Here is a 25,655-nt window from a genome sequence, read left to right as displayed (position 1 = left end):
GAAGCTCTCATGATTTGGATGTATCTATTTCATTGGCTGGACAATTAGTTACCATATATGCCTTATCGTATGCTTTTGGTGCACTTGTGCTGGTCATGCTAACTGCAAAGCTTGAAAGGAAAAGAGTGTTATTGTATTCCATGCTTTTCTTTATTTTAGGGACGGTCATTGCTTTCTTTAGCATTAATTTTACGCTGCTCATGCTTTCCCGTATTGTACAGGCTATGAGTGGTGGACTGTATTTTGTGGTTGCAACCCATTACGCTGCTCAACTGGCTGAACCTGAAAAACGTGGTAGCGCCATCGCAACAGTCATTACAGGATTTACAATATCTTTAGTGCTGGGAGTTCCCCTTGGAACTTTAATTGCTGCACATATAGATTGGCGTTATATCTATATTATTATTGCTGTCATTGCTCTGATCATTCTGGCACTACTCAATCGGTTTATTCCAAAATTACAGGGGAATGAACCGGTATCTTGGATACACCATGGTCTTTGCCTATATTGCTCCGCTTTTAAGCACCATAGCAGACTTTTCTATAAATGAGATTAGTACAGCTCTTTTAGTACTAGGAGTGTTTGCTTTCATAGGGTCACGTATAGGCGGATATGCAGTGGATAAGTGGGGACCTGTCCGGACGATTTCCATTAGTTTAATAGTTCACGCAGCGGCTTTATTCGTATTAACAGTAACAGCAACTTCTACGATCGGTGTTCTTCTGACGATTATGTTGTGGGGGATGGCTGCTTGGACAACAACTCCTGCAAATCAATATTACTTAATTTCTTTAAAGCCACAATCTTCAGAAATGGTTCTAAGCTTCAATACTGCGCTAATGAATATCGGTATGACCTTAGGTGCAGGATTAGGGGGAGTCATAATTGAGTATACATCCATACAGAATTTGGGCTGGATTAGTGGGTTAGTCGTATTCATAGCACTTGTTGTTGCATCTTTTTCGTTTATATTGAGCAAAAAACAAGACGCTTAGATTCATTCACTATAAAATCACAATTCAGAAGTATAAAAGCTGAAAGGCCGCCTATATGGCGGCCTTTTTCTATTCACTTGATTATAATTCTGCGTCTATACAAGACCTTCTTTCAATAACCTCTGTATTCACAAGAACCTGAGTATGGTGCTCCTGATTGTGATTAAGCCTTTCCATCAGCAAGTTTACAGCCGTTCGGGCCAAAATATCCTTTTTCACATGAATGGTTGTGAGTTCCGGGCTAATGACCTTAGCTTCATGAATATTATCAAACCCCATGACGGAAATTTGTTCAGGCACTCGAATGTTCATTTCCTGAAACGTTTTAATAGCACTGATCGCCATATAATCATTCTCACAAAATAGGGCCGAAGGCAGCTCATTCAGTTTATGAATAGCTGTTTTAAATGCGTCCTGTGACATGACAAGCATCGGGTGCATATCAAATGTAAGCCCATGACCTATGGCAAGATTGTGCTCCTCTAAAGCAGCCATGAACCCCTCTTTTCGTTTTGTAAAGTTAAGAATTCTGGTACTGGATTGTACGTATCCTATATTTCTGTGTCCGGACTGGATTAAATATTGGCCTGCCTGGTACCCCCCAAGATAGTTATTAATCGATACAAAACTGGCATCAACGTGTTCAAAGCAGGTATCCAAAATAACGATATTGGAATGAATGGATTGTAAGGAGTGAATAGTCTCGGATGTTAAATTGGTGCCCAGCAGAAGTATACCTGAAGAAGGCTGGTCCTTCTCCAGAGCAGACAATTCTTCTTCAAGGCTATGGCTATCAAATGACGAGAAAATCAAAGTATTACCATGTTCTCTCACCTGATGGGTAATATGATGGATCAATTCATTGAAAAATGGAAGTGATTCATATTGCTCGGTCACGATGCCTGTATTTTTGCATGCAACAAAACGAATGACATGGTGATTCTTCGTAAATTCCTTATTTGACTTCATGGTACGTGGTCTATATCCATGCTCGTGGGCAATTCTTAATATATGTTCTTTGGTTTCTTCGCTAACACCGGGTTTGTTATTAAATGCTAAAGAGACGGCTGATTTTGAAACACCGGCAAGCTTCGCAATATCATCTATTTTCAACGTGGAACCTCCCATTGGACTAAACTATATAAATTATATCATGATTATATAATAAAGTTTAGTTTATAAATTAAACTAAACAAACAACAGATAAAATGAGTTGACCTTTTTGGATACATAGTGTTAACATTCAATTGTGAACGCTTTATTTAGTTTATTTTATTCAATATCGTATAAAATTATACATTAGTTTAGTTTTGTTTATGAGTGAAAGGGTGATTTGTTTGAGCTTAAGCATGGCTGAAAATCAAAGAAGTTTTGTGAAAAAGGGCAAGCCTTTCTTTTACTTGGCAGATACCGTCTGGAGCGTATTTACCAACGCCACTATTGAAGAGTGGAGCGATTACCTGGACTATCGAAAAATGCAGGGTTTCAACGTTTTACAGATCAATATGCTCCGACAATGGGATGCCAGCGAATCAGACCTGAATCTACAGCCGTTTGCATTACTGGAAAATGGAGATTTTGACTACCATACCTTAAACGAAGCTTATTTTGAGCGGGCGGAAGTCATGATCCAGATGGCTGTCGAGCGCGGCTTTATTCCAGCACTGGTTCTGTTGTGGTGTAACTATGTACCGGATACATGGGCTGAAATGTTCCAGAAGGGCAATAAAATGCCGCTGGATTGCGTTGAAAGCTATGTAACTTATGTTGTAAACCGCTATTCCCGATTTGAGCCTGTTTATTTGATCAGCGGGGACACTGATTTTCCTACAGAACGTGCTAATGCGTACTATTTGAAGGCGCTGGAAACGGTACAACAATTAAGCCCGGCAAGCTTGACTACGCTGCATATCCAAGGGAGATTGAGGGAAATTCCTGAAGCTTTTGAGCAACACAAGGGTCTTGGATTTTATATGTATCAATCAGGACATAATTCGGAGTTTCAGCATGTCGCCCATGAGATTGCCCAGCATTTTTATCACAAGCCGGAGATACGTCCCGTCATCAATGGAGAACCTTGCTATGAACAGATCAGTTACAGCCGCAATGTGTATGGAAGATACACTGCACTAGATGCCAGAAAAGCAGCATGGCACAGTCTTCTGGCAGGCGGGGGAGCGGGGATTACCTATGGAGCGCATGGCATTTGGAGTTGGCATAGAAAAGGCAAGAAGTTCGGTATTGTCGAAGGAGAGGGCTTTGATAGTCCCTATGATTGGAGAACGGCACTGCGTTTTGAGGGCGCATGGGATTATTCCTTTATTAAATATTTGTTTGAAATGTACAACCTGATTGGCATAAAGCCGTTGGATATTGTTTTAAACAAGACAGAGGAGATCAGAGCTGCGGGGAACGAGAATACCCTCGTCTTGTATATCCCGGTTAACACGAAGGTGCGGCTAAATATCAACGTGCAGGACTACAAGTTTACAACCATTGATTTAGCGGAGAGACGATTTGCCCAAACGGAGGTGGATGTCCAGGCTGATCAATCCGTCATTGATATGCATGGTTTTGAAAGCGATGTTGTGATCATCGGAACGAAATAAAACCAGAGAAGAACAGGAGTAAGCTAACAGGTGGAGTGGAGAAATAGAAAACGCATCCAGGAGTGATCATGATGGATTACCAAAAGACAGCTAGAGAAGTGCTTAGATCGGTGGGGGGAAACGAAAATGTGAACAGTGTCATTCACTGTGTTACTCGTTTGAGATTCAAATTGAAGGATAACCAATTGCCAGATAAAGAAAAAATTAAACAGATTGACGGTGTCATTACCGTCGTGGAAAGTGGCGGCCAATTCCAGGTGGTCATCGGGAATGAGGTTCCCAAAGTATACGAGGCTCTTTTGGATACGATGGGAGTAAAGCACGGAGACCAGACAGTTGAAGACGATCAAAAGAATGAAAAAGCGAGCCTGTTCAGCCGATTTGTCGATGTGATCTCAGGCGTGTTCATGCCCGTTGTGGGTGTGCTCGCTGCTGTGGGGATTCTAAAAGGACTGCTGGCCTTATGCACATCTCTGGGCTGGATGACTGATCAGATGGGCACATACAAAATTTTATATGCAACAGCAGACGCTATGTTTTATTTCTTTCCAGTTATTCTAGGGTTTTCGGCAGGTAAAAAATTCGGAGGAAACCCGTATCTGTCTGCTGTTTTGGGGGCCGCCTTGGTGTATCCGACCATTACTTCGGCTTTTACGGATAAAACGGCGCTGTCCTTTTTGACCATACCTGTCGTTCTGATTAATTATACTTCTTCTGTTATACCTATCATTATTGGGGCGTTCTTGGCAGCTAAGGTTGAAAAATTTATTAGTAAGTATGCACCTGCTTCCATTAAAATGTTCATTGTGCCTTTTCTGACCTTGGTCATTATATCACCGATTGTTTTTCTGGTTGTCGGGCCGATAGCAACTATAATCAGCGATGGATTAGCCAAAGGCTCCATGTGGATTTACCAGTTAAGTCCGGCTATAGCTGGTCTCGTTCTGGCAGGATTCTGGCAGGGCATTATTATCTTCGGCTTGCATTGGGCATTCATTCCAATTCTCTTGAATAATGTAGTTACGAACGGGTTTGATCCGATTAATGGTATGCTGTTCTGTACTACGTTTGCGCAAACAGGTGCGGCTTTTGCCATTGCTTTGAAATCACGCGATCCTAAATTAAAACCCATTGCCACTTCTGCTACCATCGCGGGCTTGATGGGGGTTACTGAACCAGCTATTTACGGGGTTACGCTACCCACCAAAAAACCGTTTATTTTAGCCTCGATCGCTGGGGGTGTAGGAGGAGCTGCAGCGGGCTTACTCGGCTCAACAGCATATGGATTTGCCTCAGGCGGGATTTTTGGTATCCCTTTATTCATTAATCCAAAGGGGATAGATGCAGGCTTCATTGGCTTTATTATATCTTTGGTTGTCTCTTTTGTAGTCGGATTTATTCTGACCTATCTTTTCGGCTATAAGAATGCGAAACCCGCGCCTGAAATTAAGGTTGTAGTTGAAAACAAAGCGGAAGAAAAAACGGTATTTAGTCCTTTAAACGGTGAATTGATTCGTTTGACCGCAGTGAAAGATGAGGCTTTCTCCAGTGGTGCGATGGGTCAGGGAGCCGCCATTATCCCCCAAGAAGGGGTAGCTTACGCACCGTTTAACGGAACTGTTGTTACCGTTTTCAAAACAAAACATGCGATTGGACTGATCTCTGAGGATGGAGTTGAACTGCTCATTCACATTGGAATTAATACGGTCAGCTTGAAAGGAAAACATTTCACTTCTTTTGTGTCTGAAGGAGATACGATTCAAAAAGGGGACAAGCTGGTTGAATTTGATCCAAAAGCTATAGTGGATGAAGGATATGATCTCACCACCTCTGTTATAGTAACCAATACTGCGGTGTACACAGATATCTTAGCTGAAAACTCGAAGGATATTCATACAGGAGAACGCTTATTGAAGATCAGATAGTTCCCTAATATTCAGTAATGCACAGCAAACGCATCAAGCTGACGATGGCCCGTGTGTAAAAATAGGGTTGTCGTCAGCTTTTTTGGATCATGAAACAGACTTTTGCGGCATGTACTACAATAGCAGGTTACCGTACACCCAACGAGCTCATCATCTGCCGGAAGGAGCGCACATATTTATCTGGCGCCAACAGGTTAACGATCCGTGTACGCCCCTTCTGGCGGATAGATTCGCGATGAGGGACGTTGTTCATAAGGTCTAGTCCTTGCAGTACCGCCTGTAAAATGTCTCCCTGCTGATAAAACTTGCCGGTTTCGTTATGGTCAATGAATGCTCGTACTCCGTCTGAATCAGAGCTTAAGACCGGGCAACGACAGGCCATGGCCTCAGCTACCGCGTAACCGAATCCCTCCACCAGTGAAGTCGAGAGCAGATACCCACCCGAGTCGCCAATCATGGAATAATACAAAGGCATTTTCGCATGAGGCACGCTTTTAAAACGCTCAATGATCGTGGACATGCCAAGCTGAGCAAGCATGTTCTCGAATTGTATTTTATCCTCCGTCTGCGACAAGGTGTCATCATAGAACATCCAAATCCGAAGATCGGCACGATTTTGTAGCATCCAGTAAGATATGTCTATAAAATGCCGCCAATTCTTATTGGGCTCAAGCCGCCCAACCCATGCAATGACCGGATTAACCGGGGGAGTGTTAGGTACATAATTAAATACGCTAGTATCCAATACGTTTGGGAATACATAACGATCAAGCCATGGACACATGCTGGAAAATAGCTGCACGAGGTGAGTTGTATCGGGGAGGAGCACCGCGTCAGCATAATTTTGAAGATACGGAGATGCATCTGCAACAACCCAAGCAGCTTCTTCGTGAGTGCCAAAGCCTTGTGATTCATAGATTAATATCCCTTGATAGCCCAACATTCGCAGTCTAGGGAGCATAGGATAGTCCGAAGAGACGATAATTGCATCGTAGCGATGAGTCTCCACCAGTTTTCGAATTTCTTCTTCAGAGGAAGTCATGAACACCGGAATATCGCCTTGCAGGTTTTGCATCCCTGTACCCTGCTGATAATAGAGAAGATGACATTCAATCCCGTCCTGAATGAGCGCTTTACAGCGTTGGCGGTTCAAGGTTTCCACGCCACCGCTGGGTATATAAAAAGTAAATAGAACTTTGATCTCAATAACCTCCTTTGCCAACCACAAGTTCTTATACCAAGTTATTCAACCTACAGGACGGGGTGTGGGTTTCTATGGAAGCCTGGATTGAATTAGCGCATAATTATGGCGAAGGCGAGAATCTTCCGGAGAGCGTTCTGTTGCTTCTTTCGCAAATTCACAGGCTTTGTGTATTAGGCCCAACTCATAGCAAGCGAGGGCTCCAAGATCATACAAAGTAGCATCCCAGCAAAAATCCTCTTGCATATACGTATCTGGTCGTGTCGAAATGCGCAGCGCTTCTTCGACCATATGATAGACGGCGGGCCAGTTCCGTGTATGATAGGCAAGCTGAGCCATTTCCGTGTAAGGTTCACGTAAATAGGGCGCTTCCGCAATAGCACGGTATAACCAACGTGCAGCCTCATGCCATTGTTCAGTTGCCTTATACGCTCTAGCGATAAAACGCATCGAAGCGCTGCGTTCATCGGTCCAGCGCGCCTGTGGCATGGCAAGATGTTGTTGCAGCGTAGTGATGCATTCGTCCCAACGGGCATGATACATATATTCTCGCCCCAAGTAATGCATATTGCGATCATCCTCGGGAAATTCACGTACAGACTGCTCTAGCAGTGGAAGGTATTGACTGCGTGACTTGTGCGGATCGGGATCATGATACAAGCGGAGCTGGCCCGATCGGATGCTGTGTTCTTCGCCTTCCCCGATATATTCAAGCACTTCATGAACCGGGCGTACCCAGTGGTAGCCATGACGAGTGTGTATTTTTTCTTTCCAGAACCATGTATGAGCGGTATCCCTTCCAGGCTGTCCATGTGTAAAGGCATACAGCATTCGAGTCGTTCCATCCTTCCAGTTGCTTTCCAGGCGCGACCGCCATCCCTCCTCCCAGACTTCATCCAGATCTGTACAGACACAAATATCTACATCATCAGGGACCAGCCGCAGGGACTCATTGCGAGCCTTGTCAAAACGCCAAGGGACTACCTGAATAGGATGTACCTCTGCACCCGCCTCGCGCAGTAGAGCAACGGTGTCGTCTGTAGAACCGGTGTCGGCTACAATGACAACATCAGCTTCCCGCATGGAGTTCATCCAGCGCTTGGCGAATCGGGCTTCATTTTTGCTGATGGCATAGACCGCTATCTTGTACCGTTTCTGTGGTTGCATTGGTTTGCTCCTCCTTTGATTGACTTAAAGAATGATGGCTGGCTATGGGAGGCATCTCTATTGGGAAGGGTTCAGGATTGAGCTGAAATATTGTCGATTATGCTGGACATGCGGGTCATTGGGAACGTACGTGGCTGCTTGCTCATTGTGCCAGTTCGCACGTGTATAGTCTTTTAGCCGAAAATGGCAAATGCACAGCTGGATATGAGGAAACCATGTTTGGTATGCGTCTTGTACCGGGCCCAGCGTGTTAGGAGGATTCAGAGTGGTAGCCATGTCGTACCAGTAAACGGCTTTGGGAATCTCATTTTTATGCAAAAAATAATGACCCATCCGACAACAAAGCTCCGCTCTAGGCGTATCGAAGGTCAGGCTACGGAGAGCCGCGGTAATACTTTCCTCCAGCTTGCCGAGTTGTTGCAGACAGTCAGCCATTTTGCCACATGCACTAATTGCGTCCTCTACCCAGCCTTGTTCGGTGTTTAGAAAGTCTCGGTAAGCCTGCACGGCCTGCTCATATTTTCCATTGTCTCTAAGCTCGTTAGCGTAATAGTAGCGGTCGCGGGGAGAGAAGTCATGGCCTTGGGCGAGCTGCTTCTCATAAATTCGCAGATTTCGGCCCGGGGTATGGGTATGTGTTCTGGTGTGAGTTATGGCAATATCCGCATGTAGAATATTTCCGTCTACGGCGAGATACTCATGCACGGCTCCATGCCAACGGAACCCGGCCGACCGTCTGACCAAGCGATTCCGACGAAAATGCAGGGTGACATTGCCATGATCATCGAAGGCATAATGATACTTCATGGACACTGCATCCACGGTTGATATAGCTGAGGAATCAAGAGTATGCTTTAGCTCAAGCAGCTTGATAGCATCCTGCTCCTTCAAAATGTCATCGGCATCCAGCCAGAGAATGTACTCCTGCGTAGCTTGCTCAAATGAATAGTTACGTGCAAGGGCAAAATGATCTACCCATTCAAACGGAAAAATCCGATCTGTAAAGCTGCGACATATGTCAATGGTCCGATCCTGTGAACCTGTGTCCACGATGTTGATTTCATCTACAATATGATGGACCGATTCAAGGCAAGGGCCGATGGTATGTTGGTCATTTTTGACGATCATGCACAGGCTGATACTGATCAATTGAGTATCACTCCTTTGGGAACCATTTAAGGATTCAGGTCAAACCTAAAATTGGAATTAAAAGAGACCTGATTATAGAAGCCCTGCCGCAATTGCGGCAGGGCAAGGATGGCAAAGCCATAACTTGCTAAGAGGCTTTGGCGGTAGGATATGATACGTCGTTTAAGTCCATGATGTGGTAATAATAGAAGATTAGAGTCCGGTCGGCCCAGTGGGTCCAGTAGGACCAGTTGGCCCCGTAGGCCCGATAGGTCCTGTAGGTCCAGTCGGTCCAATTGGACCGGTAAAGCCAAGACCAAATGGCCCGGTCGGTCCAGTTGGTCCAATCGGTCCCGTGTCGCCAATAGGCCCGATAGGTCCGATAGGTCCGGCAGGTCCGGTAGCGCCAACGTCGCCCGTAGCACCTGTAGGTCCAGCAGGCCCCGTAGCGCCAACGTCGCCTGTGGCACCCGTAGGTCCAGCAGGTCCGGTAGCGCCAATGTCGCCCGTGGCACCCGTAGGTCCGGCAGGCCCCGTAGCGCCAATGTCGCCCGTGGCACCCGTAGGTCCGGCAGGTCCGGTAGCGCCAACGTCGCCTGTGGCACCCGTAGGTCCAGTAGGTCCCGTAGCGCCTGTGTCGCCTGTGGCACCCGTAGGTCCGGCAGGCCCCGTAGCGCCAATGTCGCCCGTGGCACCCGTAGGTCCGGCAGGCCCCGTAGCGCCAACGTCGCCTGTGGCACCTGTAGGTCCGGTAGCGCCCGCAGGCCCCGTAGCACCTGCATCGCCGCTAGCGCCTGTAGCACCAGTTGGCCCCGCAGGTCCGGTTGGTCCCACAGCTCCAGTTGCACTTGCTTTAACAAGGGCAACGGAATCAATGGCTACATTAGCGGTGTTAGCTAAGGCATTTTTGCTAATAACCAAAAAGGCAAAGGCTGCGTTAGCTGGAACAGGAGCTGTTACTTCATACAGGGTTTGCCATGTCCCATTAACAGCATCAGGTAATGTGCCTGCGCTCAGATAGGTAGTTAGCCCAGTACCGAGGAAACTAAAGGTTGCGTCATAGTAGTACAGAAAAATGTTGATTTGAGGATTAATCAAGTTTCCTATTTTTGCAGCTGACAGGCTCAACGTATAACTTTCGCCTGGTGTGGCAAAAACGACCTGGGAAAGAGATGCATCTACCGCGCCTCCTGCTAGGATCGCACTATAAAAGTTTGTCTTTTTTACGGATAAGTTAGTGACGGTTACATTTGCGGCGTTCCAAAAAAGGGTAGATCCGGTCTCGAAGTCGCCGTTATTAACAAGATTGGTAAATAATACGGTCATCGCTTTTTATACACTCCCTTCACACGTTGTAATGATAGTAGATGCGAATCCACGCCGTGGCGAACCGTACAAGTTGACGAGGGCAGGTGTGTATTTCCATGTTCACATTTTAGACACATTATTTTAAGCTTCTATTTAAGTGACGTTAAGCTGAAGCTATATGTGGGGGATTATCATTAGAATTTAAAAGTGTAGCATGAAGTTCGAGGAGACCGCTCCGCTACTCATGCAACATTTTAGGTGGGAGAGCAGCATAGGGAAGATCACGAACAATGAAAGGGTGAAACATGTGCTCAAAGTACAACAGGTGAGCAAGTGGTATGAGGGCAACCGGGGCGTACATAAATTGGATTTTGAAATGCAGCGCGGTGAAATTGTTGGTTTCCTGGGGCCAAATGGTGCGGGTAAAACGACGACAATGCGTATGATTACAGGGTATCTTCAGCCAAACGAGGGAGTAATTACGATCGACGGTATCCCGATTCAGGATAAAGGCAGACAGGCTCGTTCGAAAATCGGTTATCTGCCGGAAACGCCTCCTTTGTATGGGGATATGTCTGTAAGATCCTACCTAAAGTTTGTAGCTAGTATTCGGGACGTGCCTGCGCGAGAGCAGAAGCTGCGTATTTCGGAGATGATTTCCCGACTGGGACTGAATGGACGTGAAAAACAATTGGTCCGCAGCTTGTCCAAAGGGTATAAACAGCGCTTGGGACTGGCAGGTGCGATTATTCATAACCCGGATTTACTGGTGCTGGATGAACCGACCTCGGGTTTGGACCCCAATCAGATTTTGGAGATTCGTCAGCTCATTCAGGAGATTGGTGAAAATCATACGGTATTGCTCAGCACGCATATTTTGCCTGAGGTGGATGCTTTGTGCAATCGGGTTCTGATCATCCACGAAGGCAAACTGGTCATGGACGGGCGTCCTGACGCGCTCGGCGGTTCGATGGAAGACGGATTCAAGGTGAAGGTGGAGGTCAAAGGCAAGCGTGAGCAGGTAATGGATGTCCTACGAGCTTGGGGAAAAGTACAAGTTGAATCTTTGGCGCCTACTCTGCCTTCAGCGAATACGAAGCTGGCTGTCACAGAGCAGGATTTGACTGGTTTGTTGCTTACAGGAGCTTCTGATGAGGATTTTCGCGAAGAACTGTTTTTTGTGCTGTCGGATGCGAAGCTTCCGATTTTGGAAATGAAAAAAGAAAACCTAAGCTTGGAAAACATCTTCCAGCAATTAACGACCCGCGAGACGGAAGAAGGTGGAGGCGACGATCCAGCGGTTCATGTTCTACATACCTCTAAGAATGAAGCAACGGTCAACACGGTGGATTATGGAGAAGCCTTGGCCAGCGATAACAAGGTCGATGAAGACAAGGATACAGGAGGTAAACAGTCATGAGGCGTTTGTTCGCAGTCTGTCAAAAGGAGCTGCAAGCCTATCTATGGACTCCAACGACGTATTTTGCGCTTGCGGTGTACATGTTGCTGACGGGGTTACTATTTTACACGAACTTTGTGATGTATCAGCCTAGTATTTTGGACTATCGGCTGGTACTCGGTGACACATTGTCCATGCTGGTGTTTGTTGTCCCCCTACTCACGATGCGGCTGGTTGCAGAGGAATTCAGGCAAGGTACAGATGAGCTCCTGCTTACCTCACCTGTGAGTGTAACGGAAATCATGATAGGTAAATTTTTGGCATCACTAGGCATGTTGCTCATACTGGTGCTGTGCAGTCTGGCGTATCCGGTCGTGATGTCCTTTTATGGGTCGCTGGATTGGACACTCGTATTTACATCCGTGATCGGCCTGTTTATGCTTGGCGCAGCCATGATGGCGATCGGCTTATTCGCATCGACGCTTTCACAGCATCAGATGATGTCCGCGGTCGTCAGTTTTATTCTCTTGCTCGTGTTCTGGATGCTGGATTCGTTTGGTGGACAAACGGGCGCATCTGCGGCGCTGCAGCAGTGGCTGGAACCTTTTTCACTAACCGCACGGTTTGACAGTTTCACCAAAGGATTGCTGAATGGAGCCGATGTGATGTACTACGTGACGGTGGCGGCGCTCTTTTTGCTATTTAGTATCCAAGTGGTTGAACGGAAACGGTGGAGGTAATGAATATGAAAAAATGGCTGGGTCATACCAATAGTATGGTACTATCGATTGCTGCTGTAGGTATTTTTATTTTATTGACGTTATTTCTACGTTCGCTGGGAGGCTTTCAACTGGATCTGACGGCAGGCAAGCAGTATACGCTGTCTGATCAGACGTTAACGACCATTCAGGGTGTGAAGGAAAACGTACGATTGATTGCCTTTACTGTCTCCACTTCGCAGAATCAGAAGCTGAACCGGGATGTTACGGATATGCTGAATGAGTATGCCAAGCGTAACAACAAGCTTAAGGTCGAGCAATATGATTTGAATCAGGAACCGATACTGGCCAAGCAATATGGGATTACTGCAGCATCCATCGTGTTGGTGCAGGGAGAGAAGAAGCGGGTTATAGATATTGGAAGCCTATTTACACAGGCTCAGGGGAGTAGTGAAGGAGCATACCAATTTACCGGGGAAGAAAAGCTGACTAGTGGACTGCTGGCATTATCGTCTACCCGCCAAGGGAAAGTGGTTTTTCTGACAGGGCATGAGGAAATTCCTTTGTCCCAAATGACCGAATTAAGCAGCTCGCTGGCGCAAGATAATGTGAAAGCAGAGGAAGTTCAGCTCAATCAAGCGGGTAGTGTGCCCAAAGATGCGTCTGTATTGGCTATTGTCGGACCCGAACGGGATATTAGCGTGACGGAACTGAAGAGTATTCGTACGTATCTGAATGACGGTGGAAAGCTTTTTATGGCGTTAGGATTTCACCCGAACATGGGGTCTAGCTGGAAAAACCTTGACGCATTAGCGGCTGATTATGGTGTGAAAGATACTCATGCTATCGTGGTGGATCAGGAACAGACGAATACGCTTGGTCCTCTGTGGACGGTTCCCACCTTTGGCAGTCATGCGATCACCGATAAATTGGCGGCCTCTAATCTGTATCCTGTTCTTTCACTATCTATTGCTTTGCAGGCAGGAGAACAGAAGGATTGGAAGACGACGCTATTGCTAAAATCTTCTGCAGCTAGCTATGGTGAAACGAATATTCAGGGACTGCTGAACAACGAAACGCAGAAGGATAACAAGGACCCACAGGGGCCGCTTGATCTCGGTTACGCGGTAGAAGGAAAAGACGGCAAGCCCAAAGCGGTTATTCTCGGAACGTCAGCCCTCCTAAGCGACACGGAGATTAGCACAGGAGGGAATCGAGACTTTGTGCTGAATAGTCTTAATTATGTGCAGGAGCACTCTGATGGGCTCACTATTCGTCCTCGTCAGGAGCAGGATTTTAAGGTAGCTTATTTGACTGCTGCACAAGCGAAAACGGTATTAGCCATATCTGTCGTCGGATTGCCGCTGCTGTTTGCGGTTGTCGGAATCTTATTATGGTGGAGGCGAAGAAGTGCATGAGAAAATGGATACCCACAGTGCTGCTGTTAGTCGTATTGGGAGCGGGTATAATCTATGCCAAGAGCCAAAACTTCTTTCGTGAACAAGCTCCGGCCGCTCGCCAGCTCGTTCAGCTTACGCAAGGAGATATTACGTCTTTTGCGATCACTGGAAAGGACGGCAAGTCGGTGGAACTTGATCAACATGATGGCAAATGGAGCATGAGTAAGCCGCGATCTTACCCGTTAAATCAATATACATTAGACAATTGGCTAGCCGCGATTCAAAATGTAAAGTTGGGTGATGTCGTGGAATCATCTCCCAAAGACGTAGCCAAATATGGAATCAGCGCTACCCATGACCAGGTTGAGATTAAGACCAAGAATGGTGACGTTCGCACCTTTGCCTTCGGTGATACGCTGCCTTCCGGAGACGCTGTTTATGTACTATCAGACCAAAAAGAGATAGCTTCCGTACCTATAGATACACTTTCGGGTTTGCTGCTGGATGTTGATGATTTTACAGACACAACGCCGTTTGATTGGGATGATACCAAGCTGAGCGGGATAGAGTGGGAAGGCCAGAATGCCTCATGGATGCTCCGATCCTCCGGTAACAGTGGAACTGGAGATAGTGCTTCCGCATCTTGGACGCTAAACGGAAAGTCGGTAGCGGGTGACACGGCGACTTCCCTCTCACAGCAAATCAAAAACCTGGCCAGCAATCAGGCTTTGCGCAAAGCCTCCGAGCTGAACAAGCCTGTTCACCGCTTTACGCTGAGCATATCGTTGGGAAAGGAGGATTCCCAGCTGGTTTATCAGGGCTGGACACTTAACGATGATCCGGATACCGTGTGGGTTGTACCGCCACAAAGCAACTGGGCTTATGGCCTGTCAGCATCTGACGTGAACCATGCTGAACAGAATGGTCATGACCAGGCTAAGGCTAGCCAATAATCATTACATTTATAATAGCTGAACAAAGAGGCTCCAACGGCGAATAATCGCCGCGTGGAGCTTTTTTGTGTGCGTTATTCATCAGGCTTGCTGCTTTTGGAAGAAGGGCTGTTATTGACATTTAAATCTTGGATGACCTGAATCAGCTCATGAAGTGAGAGATCCAGCTTATCCAACTTTTCTTCCATCGTGTGCAGGATGTGCCGCAATAAAATAAAACAAAGCCCAGCCGGAAAGCCTACGTTGGTAACCAGAGAAAGAGCATCATCCATCTGCAATGTATTTCCCTCCTTTTTAGCCATATATAAAGGAAGGTAAATTAAAAGAACCATATACAACTGATTGTAAAAATAGTATAATAAATAAGAACAAATGTTCTGTTTTGGTTGTAAAACAGGATTGCAAATTACCCTATAATATGAGGATTTAGAAAAAGTCAAATCCAAAGAGAAAGGGTGATTTATATTGGAGAAATCTCAGCTAACATTGGTCGAACAATACCGTAAGAAGTTGTACCGCATTGCTTGGAGAATCCAGTATCGTGCTCGGGTACAAACCAATCATGAATTTGTAATGGAAAAGAACGAAACTGTCAGCGCCCCATCTTTTGCAGAATCTGTAAACTCTAATATGTACACACTACAGCTTATCAACTCTCTATCTTCTGAGATCGGAAAAATGATCATCTTTGACCTTTACATACTAGATAAAACCGAAGCACAGATTGCAAAAGAGTTAAAGCTATCCCAACAGGCGGTGAATAAATGGAAAAAGAAAATGCTCAAAGAGTTATTTCGGATGCTGAGTTCGTCCAATGGCTCAAATTAGCACAACGTGGGGATCAGGAGGCCATGAGCAGGATACTTTATTTGTTCGAGGAAGACATTCAGAGGACGAGTCGGTATATACGTATGTCCCGTGAAGATGCTGTTCAAAGTATCATGGTTGATTTTATTGAAGAATTGCGGCAAGAGCTGAAGACAGAGATCTAGAAAAGTGGACATTGGATATAGTCTTGTCTATCCTTATCGGTAGGTTTAACTTATGTGACGGAGGGCTTATATGTTTATGAGTGATAGCAGGGCTTTATTTGAAAAAAATATGAAGTTGTATCCAGTTAACCGTATTCGTTCCAATGTTATCATTCTTGTTTTATTGCTGTTAGATCTGTTTTTAACTATTCCCTTAATGGGAAACCCCTACATTGCAGTCTATGTTTATGTGCTGATGCCACCGATTGTTGTGATTAATATTTGGGCTCTTGTACTGGTCATCATGCCAAGCAAATTGCAATTAAATTATGTTTTATTCCGTGGTGTATTTGGTTTGGTATGCTCTATTGGCTTCATGATCATGACACAAAAGTTTGCTTATGGTATGTTGGGTCTGGATACCCCATGGTATTTTATAAGTTCTTTTGCCGCTTATGGAATCGCTTTATACTGCTATATAAAATATCATCTGACGAAATTCAAAGATCCTTCAACTTATAAGAAAGAACCAAAAGTGAAGAAAAAACACAAGCGAGAAGCTGTAGTAACAATGACCACATTTACCGGGGCTGGTTATTTGATAGCCAATCTTTCCCTTGGTTTTGCTACACAACAATTCGTTGCTACAGTATTGATGTGTGTTTATTCCATGCTTGCATTTGTTCTTTTTCATTTTATTATGGAGCTACATCGCTACTATTGGCTGAATAAACTGAAGAATCAGACAACGGATTGAACAGAACACAATGCATAGATTACATCGTATTATCTCTATTAAAGATGTTTGGAATGATAAATAAGCCTGCGAACGCCCATACTATAATAGGTGTTTGCAGGCTTATTAAATTGTAGTTTTATTTAGTCAACATACTTGTTACCGTCAGCATCAATATAGATGGATTGAACTGCTGTGCGGCGGTAAGGATATCCTGCTGCTGTGGTACCGTTAATTTCATACGTTACGGAATAGATGCCCGGCTTGTCCGCTTTAGAAAGCTCAATTTGCCCAGTAGGGTTAACAGTTTTTTGCTGCAACGTCAGGCCTTTGGACGCTGTAGTGATTCCTTGTTGCGGATCACCATAGTATTGAACTTGGTAAGTGACTTGTGTAACGCTGGCCGGAGAATCCTGGGATTTCAGGTTTAGCCTTGGACCCACTGCATTTAGATTGTATTTGAGCTCAGGTATCTGAGCGGCATGATAACGTGCAATCAGAAGATACGCACCATGATCAGGAATAACGGCGTTCAACTTATAGATGCCTGGTTGGGGATTGGTAACTACTGCACTATGATGCCAGGCACCAGCAAAGATTTCTTCATCACGACCTGCTTTCACATGAAGCAATTCGCTAGTACCGTCAGGTTTGGTCAGCTCAAGCTGACTTACACGTTTATCACTGATCCAGTCCAGATCAATGGATTGGACACCATTTTCAACCGTAAGGGTTTCGGAGGCTTTTCCATTATAATCGCCGCCTCGAATAAAATATGAATTATCGATCTCGTTATAGGTGGATTGTACAGCAGAAGCGGTCAGGGAAGATGCTGCTGAAAATGCCTCAGTTTCCTGATTCAATGCTGGAGTGTTCGCTTGGAGGTAAGGTAGGATCAGGGAGAAGACGTAAGAACCGGTACGAACCTTGGCATGATCCCAGGAACCGACTTTAACTACACGTCCGCCGGGAAGTTTAGCATTGTCGACTGTGACCACTCCATCATTTTTGCCGAAGGATGAGAGATAAAGTCCACCCAGTATGTAGGAAGCAGTGCCACCAGACCAGTTATCACCAGCAAACGTGAAGAACGGAATTGTCGTCGCGTTGCTGAGTGCATCGGTTTTAGTTCGGAAATACTTCATATAAGATGTTTGTAAAGTAGAGGTGCCGGGATTTTGTGAGCCGACGATATCTGCCAGCCATCCGGCCCAGCTGCTGTAGGCGAGATCTGCAAGTTGTGAGCCATGATGGGGACTGCTGAGGGTGATGACACGTTGTACATAAGGAGCTGCTCCGTTATACACGAGAGCGGTTTGAGTATCCACTCCACCTTTGCTGTGGGCGATGATGATGAGTTTTTTTCCAAAATGATTACTAATGACTTTGATTTTGTCGGCTAGAAGCTTGCCATTGTCCCACATATCCTGGGATGTGCCATTCGCATCGTACAGATTAATGCTGGCCGTCTGGTATCCAGCGTCACGGGCTTTCTGAAGCATATCGTTATTATTCTTGGTCCACACTTCGGCGCTACTGTTCAAACCATGTACAAACAATAATGCAGGCTTGGCAGGATCAACGCGATTAGGTGCTGAGCCTTCTGTCCAGCTTCCGGCGGGAGCTTTCGGTGCTTCAGGTGTGGTGGAGCCTGCAAAAGCACCGGCGGGGATAAGAGTGACGGATAACAAAAAAATGAGCATCAAAACGGTGAGCTTCTTCAAACTGTAAATCCTCCTTTTTGTAAAATTAAGTATTTCAAACTTATTATACATGCCATCTTGTGGTAAATCATCAATTGTATTTCATATTTACATTAAAATTTTATTTTTTTAGTCATTTTTTAGTCAGGATATCCCTAAGATTGATGGCGCATGCTAATCTCGTCACACATTTTATATGTATGGAGGATGAGTTCATGCCAGGAACTAAGAAGGTCATCAGTTTGACGATTTCTGCTGCTTTACTTGCCAGCATGGCTACTTTGACAGGATGTGGGACTGCAAATCATAACGTCCGTACGAACGCTACCCGCTATAATGCGCAAAGCACGCCTAATATGGATGGTGTGAATCGTTATGGTTTAGACGGTGTAAACCGTATGGACGGTGTAAATCGTTATGGGGTAAAATCCAATGGTATGGACGGAATGTCACTGAATGAAAATGGCAACAGAACCGGACACCCAATCCGTAATCTGCAAGTCGATCGCAATTTGTCCAAACGTATATCCGAGATGCCGGATGTAAAGTCTGCGACAGTGCTGGTCGGTGAACGACATGCCTATGTAGCCGTTTCCTTGAAAGACCAAGCCAACGGAACGGGTGTCAATGCTCCAAGCATTGACGGTACTCCAAGTGCTAATAGTATTGGGGGTAACGGAAATGTACCGAGTGTGAATGGCGTGAATGGCACTAGAGGGAACCGTACTACAGGTACTACAACGCCTGGAATGACAGATAATGGAGTTACCGGGATTGGAACACCTGCACGTCGTGACGACGGTTTGTACGGAACAATGGGTACAGGCTCGTATGGTATGTTGCGTGGCTTGACGAACAACAACAATCGCACAGATAACGGCAACAACACCATCGAGGGAGCAAGAACTGCATATGAACCAAGTGATGCAGTCAAGAGTCGTATTGCTAACAAGATTAAGCAATTTGCTCCTTCCATTGAACAGGTGCATGTATCGGCTAACCCGGACTTTGTTAAACAAACCTCTGACTTTACACGCAGTGTACAAAATGGTCATCCGATCAGAGGCTTGAGCAATGAAATGGTGGATGTGATTGAACGTGTATTCCCGACTTCGGCGGCAGATACAAACCGTCCAATGCAAAATACACCAACACGTCCACAAAATAATACGCCCGCACCAATGAATCATCGCTAATTCAAACCCTTAATTATGAATATCCAAAGAAGAGCTATCCCATCTCGGCAATTATGCTGATGGAATAGCTCTTTCTTTTGCGGGGATTATATAACTATAACGATTTGCGGACTCCTTTAATCCATATCCCTTGCAGATTTAAGTCAGCATCCAGCAACAAGACGTCTGCTTGTTTACCTGCTTCAAGTGAACCTGTCCGATCAGCTATGTTCAGGGATCGAGCTGGATTCAGGCTGGCCATTTGTGATGCCTCGGGAATACTCAAGCCTACATGTTGAACGAGATAGCGGAAGCCCTCAATCATCGTTAGGGTGCTTCCTGCCAAAGTGACGCCATCCTCCAATCGTGCGACACCGTCCTGTACAATCACTGGCAAATCGCCGAGTGTATAATGACCGTCTTCCAGTCCAGTAGCAGACATGGCATCGGTGATGAGGATGAGATTATGGTCCTGCTTTAATTTGGCAAGCAGGGAAATGGCGGCAGGATGCACATGAATGCCATCTGCGATGATCTCTGCTTCAACGTGCGGATCAGCGAGTACAGCTCCCGCAGCTCCCGGCTTGCGGTGATGCAGCGGAGTCATGGCATTAAAGGTGTGGACTGCATGGTTCAGGCCCGCCGATGCTGCCTGTTCAATCTCCTCATACGTAGCATTCGTATGACCGAGCGCCGCGGTGATGCCGTGGCTACGCAGCCATGTGATGAGCTCAAGGGCGCCTTTTCGTTCAGGCGCAAGTGTGACCTGGCGAACAAGGCCCGGATAGCACTGCTCCCATTCTGCCACCCAAGCCAGGTTCGGAGGCACGATATGTTCCGGGTTTTGTGCTCCAGCCCAGTTCGGACTAATGAACGGTCCTTCCAGATGCACCCCCTCCAACTGAGCATGGGGCATGGGAAGTGCCATGTATGTGTGAACTTCTCTTAATACCTGATCAATTCGTTCCTTGGGCGCGGTCATCGTGGTAGCCAGCATAGCCGTCGTTCCTTGTGAACTGTGAAAGGAGGTGATGACATCCAGCACCCTCGAATCTGAGTCCATAAAGTCCTCACCGTTGCCGCCGTGAACATGAATATCGATAAAGCCTGGTAGCAGGTAACCCCCTTCCAGACGAACAATATTCGCCGCTTGTGTGGCACCTTCTTCTGAATTGCCCAAGACCACTGAGGTCCAATCCACGGGTAAATCCTCCTCTGATCCAACGTATACAATGGATTGCCCCTCAATGATGACAACTCCGTTGTCGATGATGTCATTCCCAACGACGACTTGACCATACAATAGCTGCGGTATGTTACCGTTTATTTCATCTGACTTCATTTGAACCATCCTCCTGCTTCCTGATCCAATAAAATAAGGACATCGGGGTGACATTGCAGCAGGGAAGCCGGACACTCCGTTGTGACGGGGCCAGTTAAAGCCTGCCTTATAATGTCGGCCTTCTCTGCACCAAAGGCCACCAGCATAATTTGCTTCGCCTTCAGAATGGTGCCAACTCCCATCGTCACTGCTTGTCTGGGGACTGCATCTATATCACCAAAAAATCGGGCGTTCGCTGAGCGCGTTCTTTCTTTCAAATCTACAACATGTGTGGCTCCGGTCAAGCTGTGACCGGGTTCGTTAAAGCCGATATGACCGTTATGACCAATGCCAAGCAATTGGAGATCCACAGGTCCATGATCCAAAATGGCCTGCTCGTGTGCTGCACATTCTGCTGTGAGATCTAGTGCATCCCCGTTAGGGACGCGTGTATGAGATATGGGAATGTCGATATGCTGAAACAAGTGCTCATTCATAAAGCTGCGATAGCTCTGCGGATGTTCTGGGGCAAGGCCAACGTATTCATCAAGATTGACGGAATAGGCGTGTGCAAAGCTCACCTGTCCCTTGCGGTACATATCTGCAAGATGTCGGTAAATGCCTATCGGCGTACTACCGGTGGCCAAGCCCAGCATAGCTTGTGGTTTGGACAGCAGCAAGCTGGCGATCACAGTGGCAGCAGTAGCGTTCAGGTCTTCACGGCTGTTCAAAATGCGAATGTTCATCTTTAGTGACCCCCTGGTTGTTTTTTGAGCTTACTCACTTGTTGATATGAACCTTCCAATCTCGGAATATATTTGTCAAAATTAGCGCTCACCATACCTGTAAACAGGATATCTATAATATGAAGCTGGGCGATGCGGGAGGCCATGTCTCCACGTCGCATTCCTTCCTCCAACGAAGAGGAAAATAGCGCAATATCCGCAAGGCTTGCCAGCGTATTGTTTCCGAAGGAGGTCAGGGATAATGTTTTGGCACCTTGTTCCTTTGCACAGCGGAGAGCCGCAATCGTCTCCTGGGTTTCTCCTGAATAAGAGACGGCAAAGGCCACATCCTCCGCTCCGAGCGAGGAGGCAGAGGTGATCTGCATGTGAAAATCCGCGAAGGCAGTGCTATTCTTGCCAATACGGATCAGCTTCTGGTAAAAATCCTGAGCCACAATCGAGGATGTCGCCATCCCATAGAGATCAATACGGCTTGTGGCTGACAGCCATGCAATGGCCTGCTCCAGCTTGTCGAAATCCAGCAGCCGGGTCGTGTCCGCGATGGAGGCCGTATGGTTTGCCTGAATAGCTTGCACGATGCGGGAAAGTGAATTTCCAGCCACAATGTCCTGATAGGATTCTTCACCTGTAAGGTTCGAATGGGACAACTCAGCGGCCAGCTTCATTTTGAAATCGGGATACCCTTTAAAATGGAGTGATTTACAAAACCGTGTAACGGTTGCGGCACTCACACCACAACGCTCTGACAGTTCCCGAATACCCAGGTGCAGCACATTCTCCGGGGCTTGCAGGATAGATTCCGCCAGCTTACGCTCTTGTAGGGGCAACTGATCCAGTCGATGGGATAATGTATGAAGAATGGGGGACATGGGCTGTGCTCCTTTAGCTATATAATGCTTTTATGAAAAAAAGTATCGTTTAATTTTATGAAATAAAGAAAAATATTTTCGTGTATATTGTAAAATAATTACGCTCTTCATACAAGAGGAGAGAGGCTGATCGCTTTCAAGTGTAGCTTCTATAAAATGAATAATGAATGCAGAAAAATTTGTAGAAGTAATCATACATTAATTTACATCTTGCGACTTTTACTTACAAAACAACCTATTGACTTGTCTCTTCAATGGAGGAGTATAATTGAATATAGTTCCAAGCAAGGAAATTTTCTAGGAGCTTTTTAGACGGCATCGTTGGACGGAAGAGTAGTATCTCATTCACAAGGAGGAGTTTGCTATGCAAAGCCAAGTGATTGAAATGATCAGCGCGGTCAAGGAAGATCCTGAATTGGTCGCTAAGCTGGATGGACATTCGGACATTATTCATGATGCAGGACTAGATTCGTTGCAATTGGTTCATTTCATGCTGCAAGTGGAGGATGCATTTGATGTGGAGATTGATTTTGATTCCTTTGAGTTGGAACATCTCCGTTCAGTAGATGCGTTTTGCAGTTACATTCAAGAAATGAGCGATGCGGAGCAAGTGCCGCACCCGGAAGGTATGGAGACAGTCTGAACGTAGGGTAGACTTTGCCTGAAAATCCATTAAACGAGGTGTTAGCATGCAGCCCAAAAGCAATGTGCTGATTGATGAGAAGGCTTTCAAGCTCATCAAGCGTAACCTGAAAAACGCTTCCGTGTCTTATCGTAACGCAACACAGGACCCTGCTTTCAAAACGGACATGCCCCAGACGATCGGTATTAAGCTGACCAACCGTTGCAACTTAAGATGCACGCACTGCTTTGAATGGAACGAGGAAGGCTATCATCACCAAATGGATAAAGAAGAACAGAATATGGATCTTGCCCCGGACATGCTCCGGCAGATTTTGAGCGAAACGAAGGAGGTTAAGTCCCGACTGTACATGTGGGGTGGTGAACCGATGTTTCACCGGCGCTTTGATGAAATTTTGGACGTGCTGGCGGAAGATCGGCGTGAAATGACCTTTTGTACAAATGGACTACTCATTGATAAATATTTGGACCGGATTTTGGACTTGTCTGAAAATCTGGAATTGTTAATAGCGATTGAAGGTTTTGAAAGAGAACACGATTTAATACGCGGTAAAGGCACCTTTCAAAAAACAATGCGGCAGATGGATAAGCTGATTGAACTTCGCGATCAGGGATTGTACAAGGGACGGGTAACTGTCCATGCGGTCATTAACGATAACATGATCGGACGGATGTACGAATTTCTGCAAATGTTGGAGGACAAGAGGCTGGATCTGGTGCTGCTGACGTTCCCCTGGTACATTTCCAAAGAAACCTCCTTTAAAATGGATGAATATTTTACACGTAATTTCTCCTGGCTCCGACAACTTGAAGAAAAAAATATTAGTAGCTGGCATGCTTTCAAATATAAAATCAACCCGGCTAACATTGACCCTCTGATGCAGGAATTACAGCGGATCAATGAGCGGGTATGGAACATTCGCGTGCGCTATCAGCCCGGCTTGGATTATGAGGAAATTGATAAATTTATACATGGCGAGGAAATGGTCAGCCGTTGTTCCAATCATTGCTTGGCGCTCACCTCCAGAACAGATATTTTACCAGACGGAAAGGTTATGCCTTGCAAATTTTTCAGTGAGTTCACAATTGGAAGTTTGCGTGAGCACAGTCTGAAGGAAATATGGAATTCGGATGCGTATGAAAAAACCCGTCAAAAGATTAACCATGAAGGATTGACGCCGGTGTGCTCCAAATGCAGTGTACTGTATCTGCACGGGGCAGGCTCTCTGAAATACATTTAGTTTCCTATGGATCTCCTATGGATATTATTTGCTACTAGATGGAAGAGAGAGGGATGATGACAAGACGTGACGACTAAAACGATTAACCTTGTGGAAGCACTTGCTCATGAACGGGATCATGGGGTCCTGATTTGGCTGTTTAATATCGGCGCAGAGCAAGTGTGGCATCCATCCCCCCGGAAGGGGGGCATGGTAGACCGGGATGAACAGCAGGTTGTAAACCGGATGGAGGAAATGAATCTCCTGCTATGCCGAAGTCAGGATGTCATTGTACTCCGTGAACAGCCGGATGAGGCATTTCTGGACATGCTTCAGCGGTTAGGCTTCAGCCTGCCGCGTATTGAGGTACCAGAGCCCTCTGATCCGCTAACGCCGATTTCAGAGCTGGTACTGGCGGATGACGCGCTTTTGGCACGATTACGCGCGGTTGCGGATGCAGGCCATAGCAGCGGTGGTACCAAAGCATGGCTCGTACCCTATGCGGTCACACCGCAGGAGGAAGCGATTGCGGAGCGTTGCGGGCTGGAGCTGATTGGCGCTCCATCTGCGGTGTGCGCCCAGGTGAATGATAAAATATTTAGCCGTCTGACCGCACAAAAGCTTGGTTTTGCTGTCAGTGAAGGCGCTGTGTGTGCAGATGAAGCGGCAATTCGCAGAGAATGTGAGAGATTGGCTGGCTTATCGGACGAGCCCGTGAAGCTGATTATTAAGCAGCCGCACGGTGCCTCGGGACAAGGCATGTATATGCTGGACGAGCTGTCCAAGCTGGATACACTGCTGAGTGTGATGAGACGCTTCGGCGGCTCGTCATCGTCTTCTGGCGGCTGGCTGGTGGAGCGCTGGCACAATAAGCAAATGGATCTGAACTACCAGCTCTGCATTGACGAGGGCGGTGGGGTGACGATGTTTTCACTAAAAAGGCAAAATGTAGACGGCACAGTCTATATCGGGTCCCAGGTTCCCGCTGATATTGGCGAAACGCTGGAGGAAGAAGTGAGACGATGCGCCTATCAGTTGGGAACGTATCTCTATTCCATCGGGTATACGGGAATGGCCTCCATTGACGGTTTTGTTGACGAAGATGGTTTGCTGGTTCCAGTGATCGAGATTAACGGCAGATTTACCCTGTCTACTTACATCTCGTTCCTGTCCTCTGTCTTGGGAGAACAGCATAAGACCTTGTCCCGTTATTATCGCAACGTGACCACTACACCTCTCACCTACAGCCGTTTGTGCGGGTTGCTGGCGGAGGAAGGCCTGCTATATACACCCGAGCGACCTGAAGGGGTGTTTGTTTATACGGCGGGCACTTTGTCTGGTATTCCTGTGAAGCGGGGCTATGTGAACCGGATTTTCACACTTATTTTGGCAGACAGTTGGCAGGAAGCTGATGCTTATGCGCACAAATTGGAAGGTATCATTGCTGGATTAGGATGCTCATAAATT

General features: G+C 46.3%; 23 protein-coding genes and 1 pseudogene. 14 read left to right on the top strand and 10 right to left on the bottom strand.

Translation table 11 applies throughout. The features are described 5' to 3' along the window. Window positions 1-5: 5 nt before the first annotated feature. Window positions 6-996: pseudogene (locus tag MKX36_RS19585) on the top strand (MFS transporter); the annotation flags it as partial. Between the two features lie 81 nt (window positions 997-1,077). On the opposite strand, the gene MKX36_RS19580 reads toward MKX36_RS19585, so the two are convergent. After that, window positions 1,078-2,109 carry a LacI family DNA-binding transcriptional regulator gene (locus MKX36_RS19580; protein ID WP_017427337.1) on the bottom strand — a complete coding sequence of 344 codons (1,032 nt, stop codon included), beginning with the start codon at window positions 2,107-2,109 and terminating at the stop codon, window positions 1,078-1,080. A 215-nt stretch (window positions 2,110-2,324) separates the two neighbouring features. Between MKX36_RS19580 and MKX36_RS19575 the strand changes: the two genes are divergently transcribed. Both MKX36_RS19575 and MKX36_RS19570 read left to right on the top strand, forming a co-directional pair. Further along, on the top strand, window positions 2,325-3,605 hold the full coding sequence (locus MKX36_RS19575) for an apiosidase-like domain-containing protein (protein ID WP_045244869.1): 1,281 nt from the start codon (window positions 2,325-2,327) through the stop codon (window positions 3,603-3,605). Window positions 3,606-3,676: 71 nt separating this feature from the next. After that, the gene (locus MKX36_RS19570; protein WP_340865392.1) at window positions 3,677-5,530 is read left to right on the top strand and encodes a beta-glucoside-specific PTS transporter subunit IIABC; all 1,854 of its coding nucleotides are present in this window, start codon (window positions 3,677-3,679) and stop codon (window positions 5,528-5,530) included. 127 nt (window positions 5,531-5,657) lie between these two features. Here MKX36_RS19570 and MKX36_RS19565 read toward each other — a convergent pair whose 3' ends face one another. The 4 genes from MKX36_RS19565 to MKX36_RS19550 all read right to left on the bottom strand — a co-directional run bounded on the left by MKX36_RS19565 (window position 5,658) and on the right by MKX36_RS19550 (window position 10,352). Further along, window positions 5,658-6,752: a glycosyltransferase family 4 protein gene (locus MKX36_RS19565; RefSeq protein ID WP_016820099.1), complete on the bottom strand. Its 1,095-nt coding sequence runs from the start codon at window positions 6,750-6,752 to the stop codon at window positions 5,658-5,660. A gap of 51 nt (window positions 6,753-6,803) precedes the next feature. Beyond that, entirely contained in the window at window positions 6,804-7,898 is a 1,095-nt protein-coding gene (locus tag MKX36_RS19560; protein ID WP_193190303.1) for a tetratricopeptide repeat-containing glycosyltransferase, read from the bottom strand. Window positions 7,899-7,955: 57 nt separating this feature from the next. Further along, entirely contained in the window at window positions 7,956-9,047 is a 1,092-nt protein-coding gene (locus tag MKX36_RS19555; protein ID WP_090890358.1) for a glycosyltransferase family 2 protein, read from the bottom strand. A gap of 192 nt (window positions 9,048-9,239) precedes the next feature. After that, the gene (locus MKX36_RS19550; protein WP_340865388.1) at window positions 9,240-10,352 is read right to left on the bottom strand and encodes an NTTRR-F1 domain; all 1,113 of its coding nucleotides are present in this window, start codon (window positions 10,350-10,352) and stop codon (window positions 9,240-9,242) included. A gap of 226 nt (window positions 10,353-10,578) precedes the next feature. On the opposite strand from MKX36_RS19550, the gene MKX36_RS19545 reads away from it, so the two are divergent. The 4 genes from MKX36_RS19545 to MKX36_RS19530 are packed head-to-tail and all read left to right on the top strand — an operon-like array spanning window position 10,579 to window position 14,805. Further along, entirely contained in the window at window positions 10,579-11,754 is a 1,176-nt protein-coding gene (locus MKX36_RS19545; RefSeq protein ID WP_340865386.1) for an ABC transporter ATP-binding protein, read from the top strand. Then, the gene (locus MKX36_RS19540) at window positions 11,751-12,473 is read left to right on the top strand and encodes an ABC transporter permease (protein WP_016818483.1); all 723 of its coding nucleotides are present in this window, start codon (window positions 11,751-11,753) and stop codon (window positions 12,471-12,473) included. The genes MKX36_RS19545 and MKX36_RS19540 overlap by 4 nt, the downstream gene beginning before the upstream one ends. Window positions 12,474-12,478: 5 nt before the next feature. Then, entirely contained in the window at window positions 12,479-13,870 is a 1,392-nt protein-coding gene (locus tag MKX36_RS19535; protein WP_340865384.1) for a GldG family protein, read from the top strand. Continuing rightward, on the top strand, window positions 13,867-14,805 hold the full coding sequence (locus MKX36_RS19530) for a DUF4340 domain-containing protein (protein WP_340865383.1): 939 nt from the start codon (window positions 13,867-13,869) through the stop codon (window positions 14,803-14,805). Before MKX36_RS19535 ends, MKX36_RS19530 begins: the two co-directional genes overlap by 4 nt. A 74-nt stretch (window positions 14,806-14,879) precedes the next feature. On the opposite strand, the gene MKX36_RS19525 is transcribed toward MKX36_RS19530, so the two are convergent. After that, entirely contained in the window at window positions 14,880-15,083 is a 204-nt protein-coding gene (locus tag MKX36_RS19525; protein ID WP_016818486.1) for a hypothetical protein, read from the bottom strand. Between the two features lie 187 nt (window positions 15,084-15,270). Here MKX36_RS19525 and MKX36_RS19520 point away from each other — a divergent pair, with 187 nt between their 5' ends. The 3 genes from MKX36_RS19520 to MKX36_RS19510 all read left to right on the top strand — a co-directional run bounded on the left by MKX36_RS19520 (window position 15,271) and on the right by MKX36_RS19510 (window position 16,533). After that, window positions 15,271-15,633 (top strand): hypothetical protein, encoded by a 363-nt coding sequence (locus tag MKX36_RS19520; RefSeq protein WP_016818487.1) that lies wholly within the window; start codon window positions 15,271-15,273, stop codon window positions 15,631-15,633. 23 nt (window positions 15,634-15,656) lie between these two features. Then, window positions 15,657-15,797 carry a hypothetical protein gene (locus MKX36_RS19515; protein WP_016818488.1) on the top strand — a complete coding sequence of 47 codons (141 nt, stop codon included), beginning with the start codon at window positions 15,657-15,659 and terminating at the stop codon, window positions 15,795-15,797. 70 nt (window positions 15,798-15,867) lie between these two features. Further along, window positions 15,868-16,533, top strand: coding sequence for a hypothetical protein (locus tag MKX36_RS19510; RefSeq protein WP_019688474.1), 666 nt, complete (start codon window positions 15,868-15,870; stop codon window positions 16,531-16,533). A 122-nt stretch (window positions 16,534-16,655) separates the two neighbouring features. On the opposite strand, the gene MKX36_RS19505 is transcribed toward MKX36_RS19510, so the two are convergent. Next, window positions 16,656-18,236, bottom strand: coding sequence for an esterase/lipase family protein (locus MKX36_RS19505; protein ID WP_340865379.1), 1,581 nt, complete (start codon window positions 18,234-18,236; stop codon window positions 16,656-16,658). 194 nt (window positions 18,237-18,430) lie between these two features. Between MKX36_RS19505 and MKX36_RS19500 the strand changes: the two genes are divergently transcribed. After that, entirely contained in the window at window positions 18,431-19,411 is a 981-nt protein-coding gene (locus MKX36_RS19500) for a YhcN/YlaJ family sporulation lipoprotein (RefSeq protein ID WP_340865378.1), read from the top strand. 94 nt (window positions 19,412-19,505) lie between these two features. On the opposite strand, the gene nagA is transcribed toward MKX36_RS19500, so the two are convergent. From nagA to MKX36_RS19485, 3 genes are read right to left on the bottom strand one after another with little or no spacing between them, the layout of a single operon-like run. Then, entirely contained in the window at window positions 19,506-20,732 is a 1,227-nt protein-coding gene (gene nagA, locus MKX36_RS19495) for an N-acetylglucosamine-6-phosphate deacetylase (protein ID WP_340865377.1), read from the bottom strand. Next, entirely contained in the window at window positions 20,729-21,457 is a 729-nt protein-coding gene (gene nagB / locus MKX36_RS19490) for a glucosamine-6-phosphate deaminase (RefSeq protein WP_016818493.1), read from the bottom strand. The genes nagA and nagB overlap by 4 nt, the downstream gene beginning before the upstream one ends. A 2-nt stretch (window positions 21,458-21,459) precedes the next feature. Beyond that, window positions 21,460-22,326, bottom strand: coding sequence for a MurR/RpiR family transcriptional regulator (locus MKX36_RS19485; RefSeq protein ID WP_340865376.1), 867 nt, complete (start codon window positions 22,324-22,326; stop codon window positions 21,460-21,462). Between the two features lie 364 nt (window positions 22,327-22,690). Here MKX36_RS19485 and MKX36_RS19480 point away from each other — a divergent pair, with 364 nt between their 5' ends. From MKX36_RS19480 to MKX36_RS19470, 3 genes are all read left to right on the top strand, one after another. After that, window positions 22,691-22,969: an acyl carrier protein gene (locus tag MKX36_RS19480; RefSeq protein ID WP_016818495.1), complete on the top strand. Its 279-nt coding sequence runs from the start codon at window positions 22,691-22,693 to the stop codon at window positions 22,967-22,969. 46 nt (window positions 22,970-23,015) lie between these two features. After that, entirely contained in the window at window positions 23,016-24,209 is a 1,194-nt protein-coding gene (locus MKX36_RS19475; protein WP_016818496.1) for a radical SAM/SPASM domain-containing protein, read from the top strand. Window positions 24,210-24,275: 66 nt separating this feature from the next. After that, window positions 24,276-25,652: a preATP grasp domain-containing protein gene (locus tag MKX36_RS19470; protein WP_016818497.1), complete on the top strand. Its 1,377-nt coding sequence runs from the start codon at window positions 24,276-24,278 to the stop codon at window positions 25,650-25,652. Window positions 25,653-25,655: the final 3 nt, after the last annotated feature.

Source organism: Paenibacillus sp. FSL W8-0439 (assembly GCF_038008995.1).
Classification (GTDB): domain Bacteria; phylum Bacillota; class Bacilli; order Paenibacillales; family Paenibacillaceae; genus Paenibacillus; species Paenibacillus polymyxa.
Note: the sequence above shows the minus strand (reverse complement) of the source record. Positions and strands in the feature narration are given on the sequence as shown.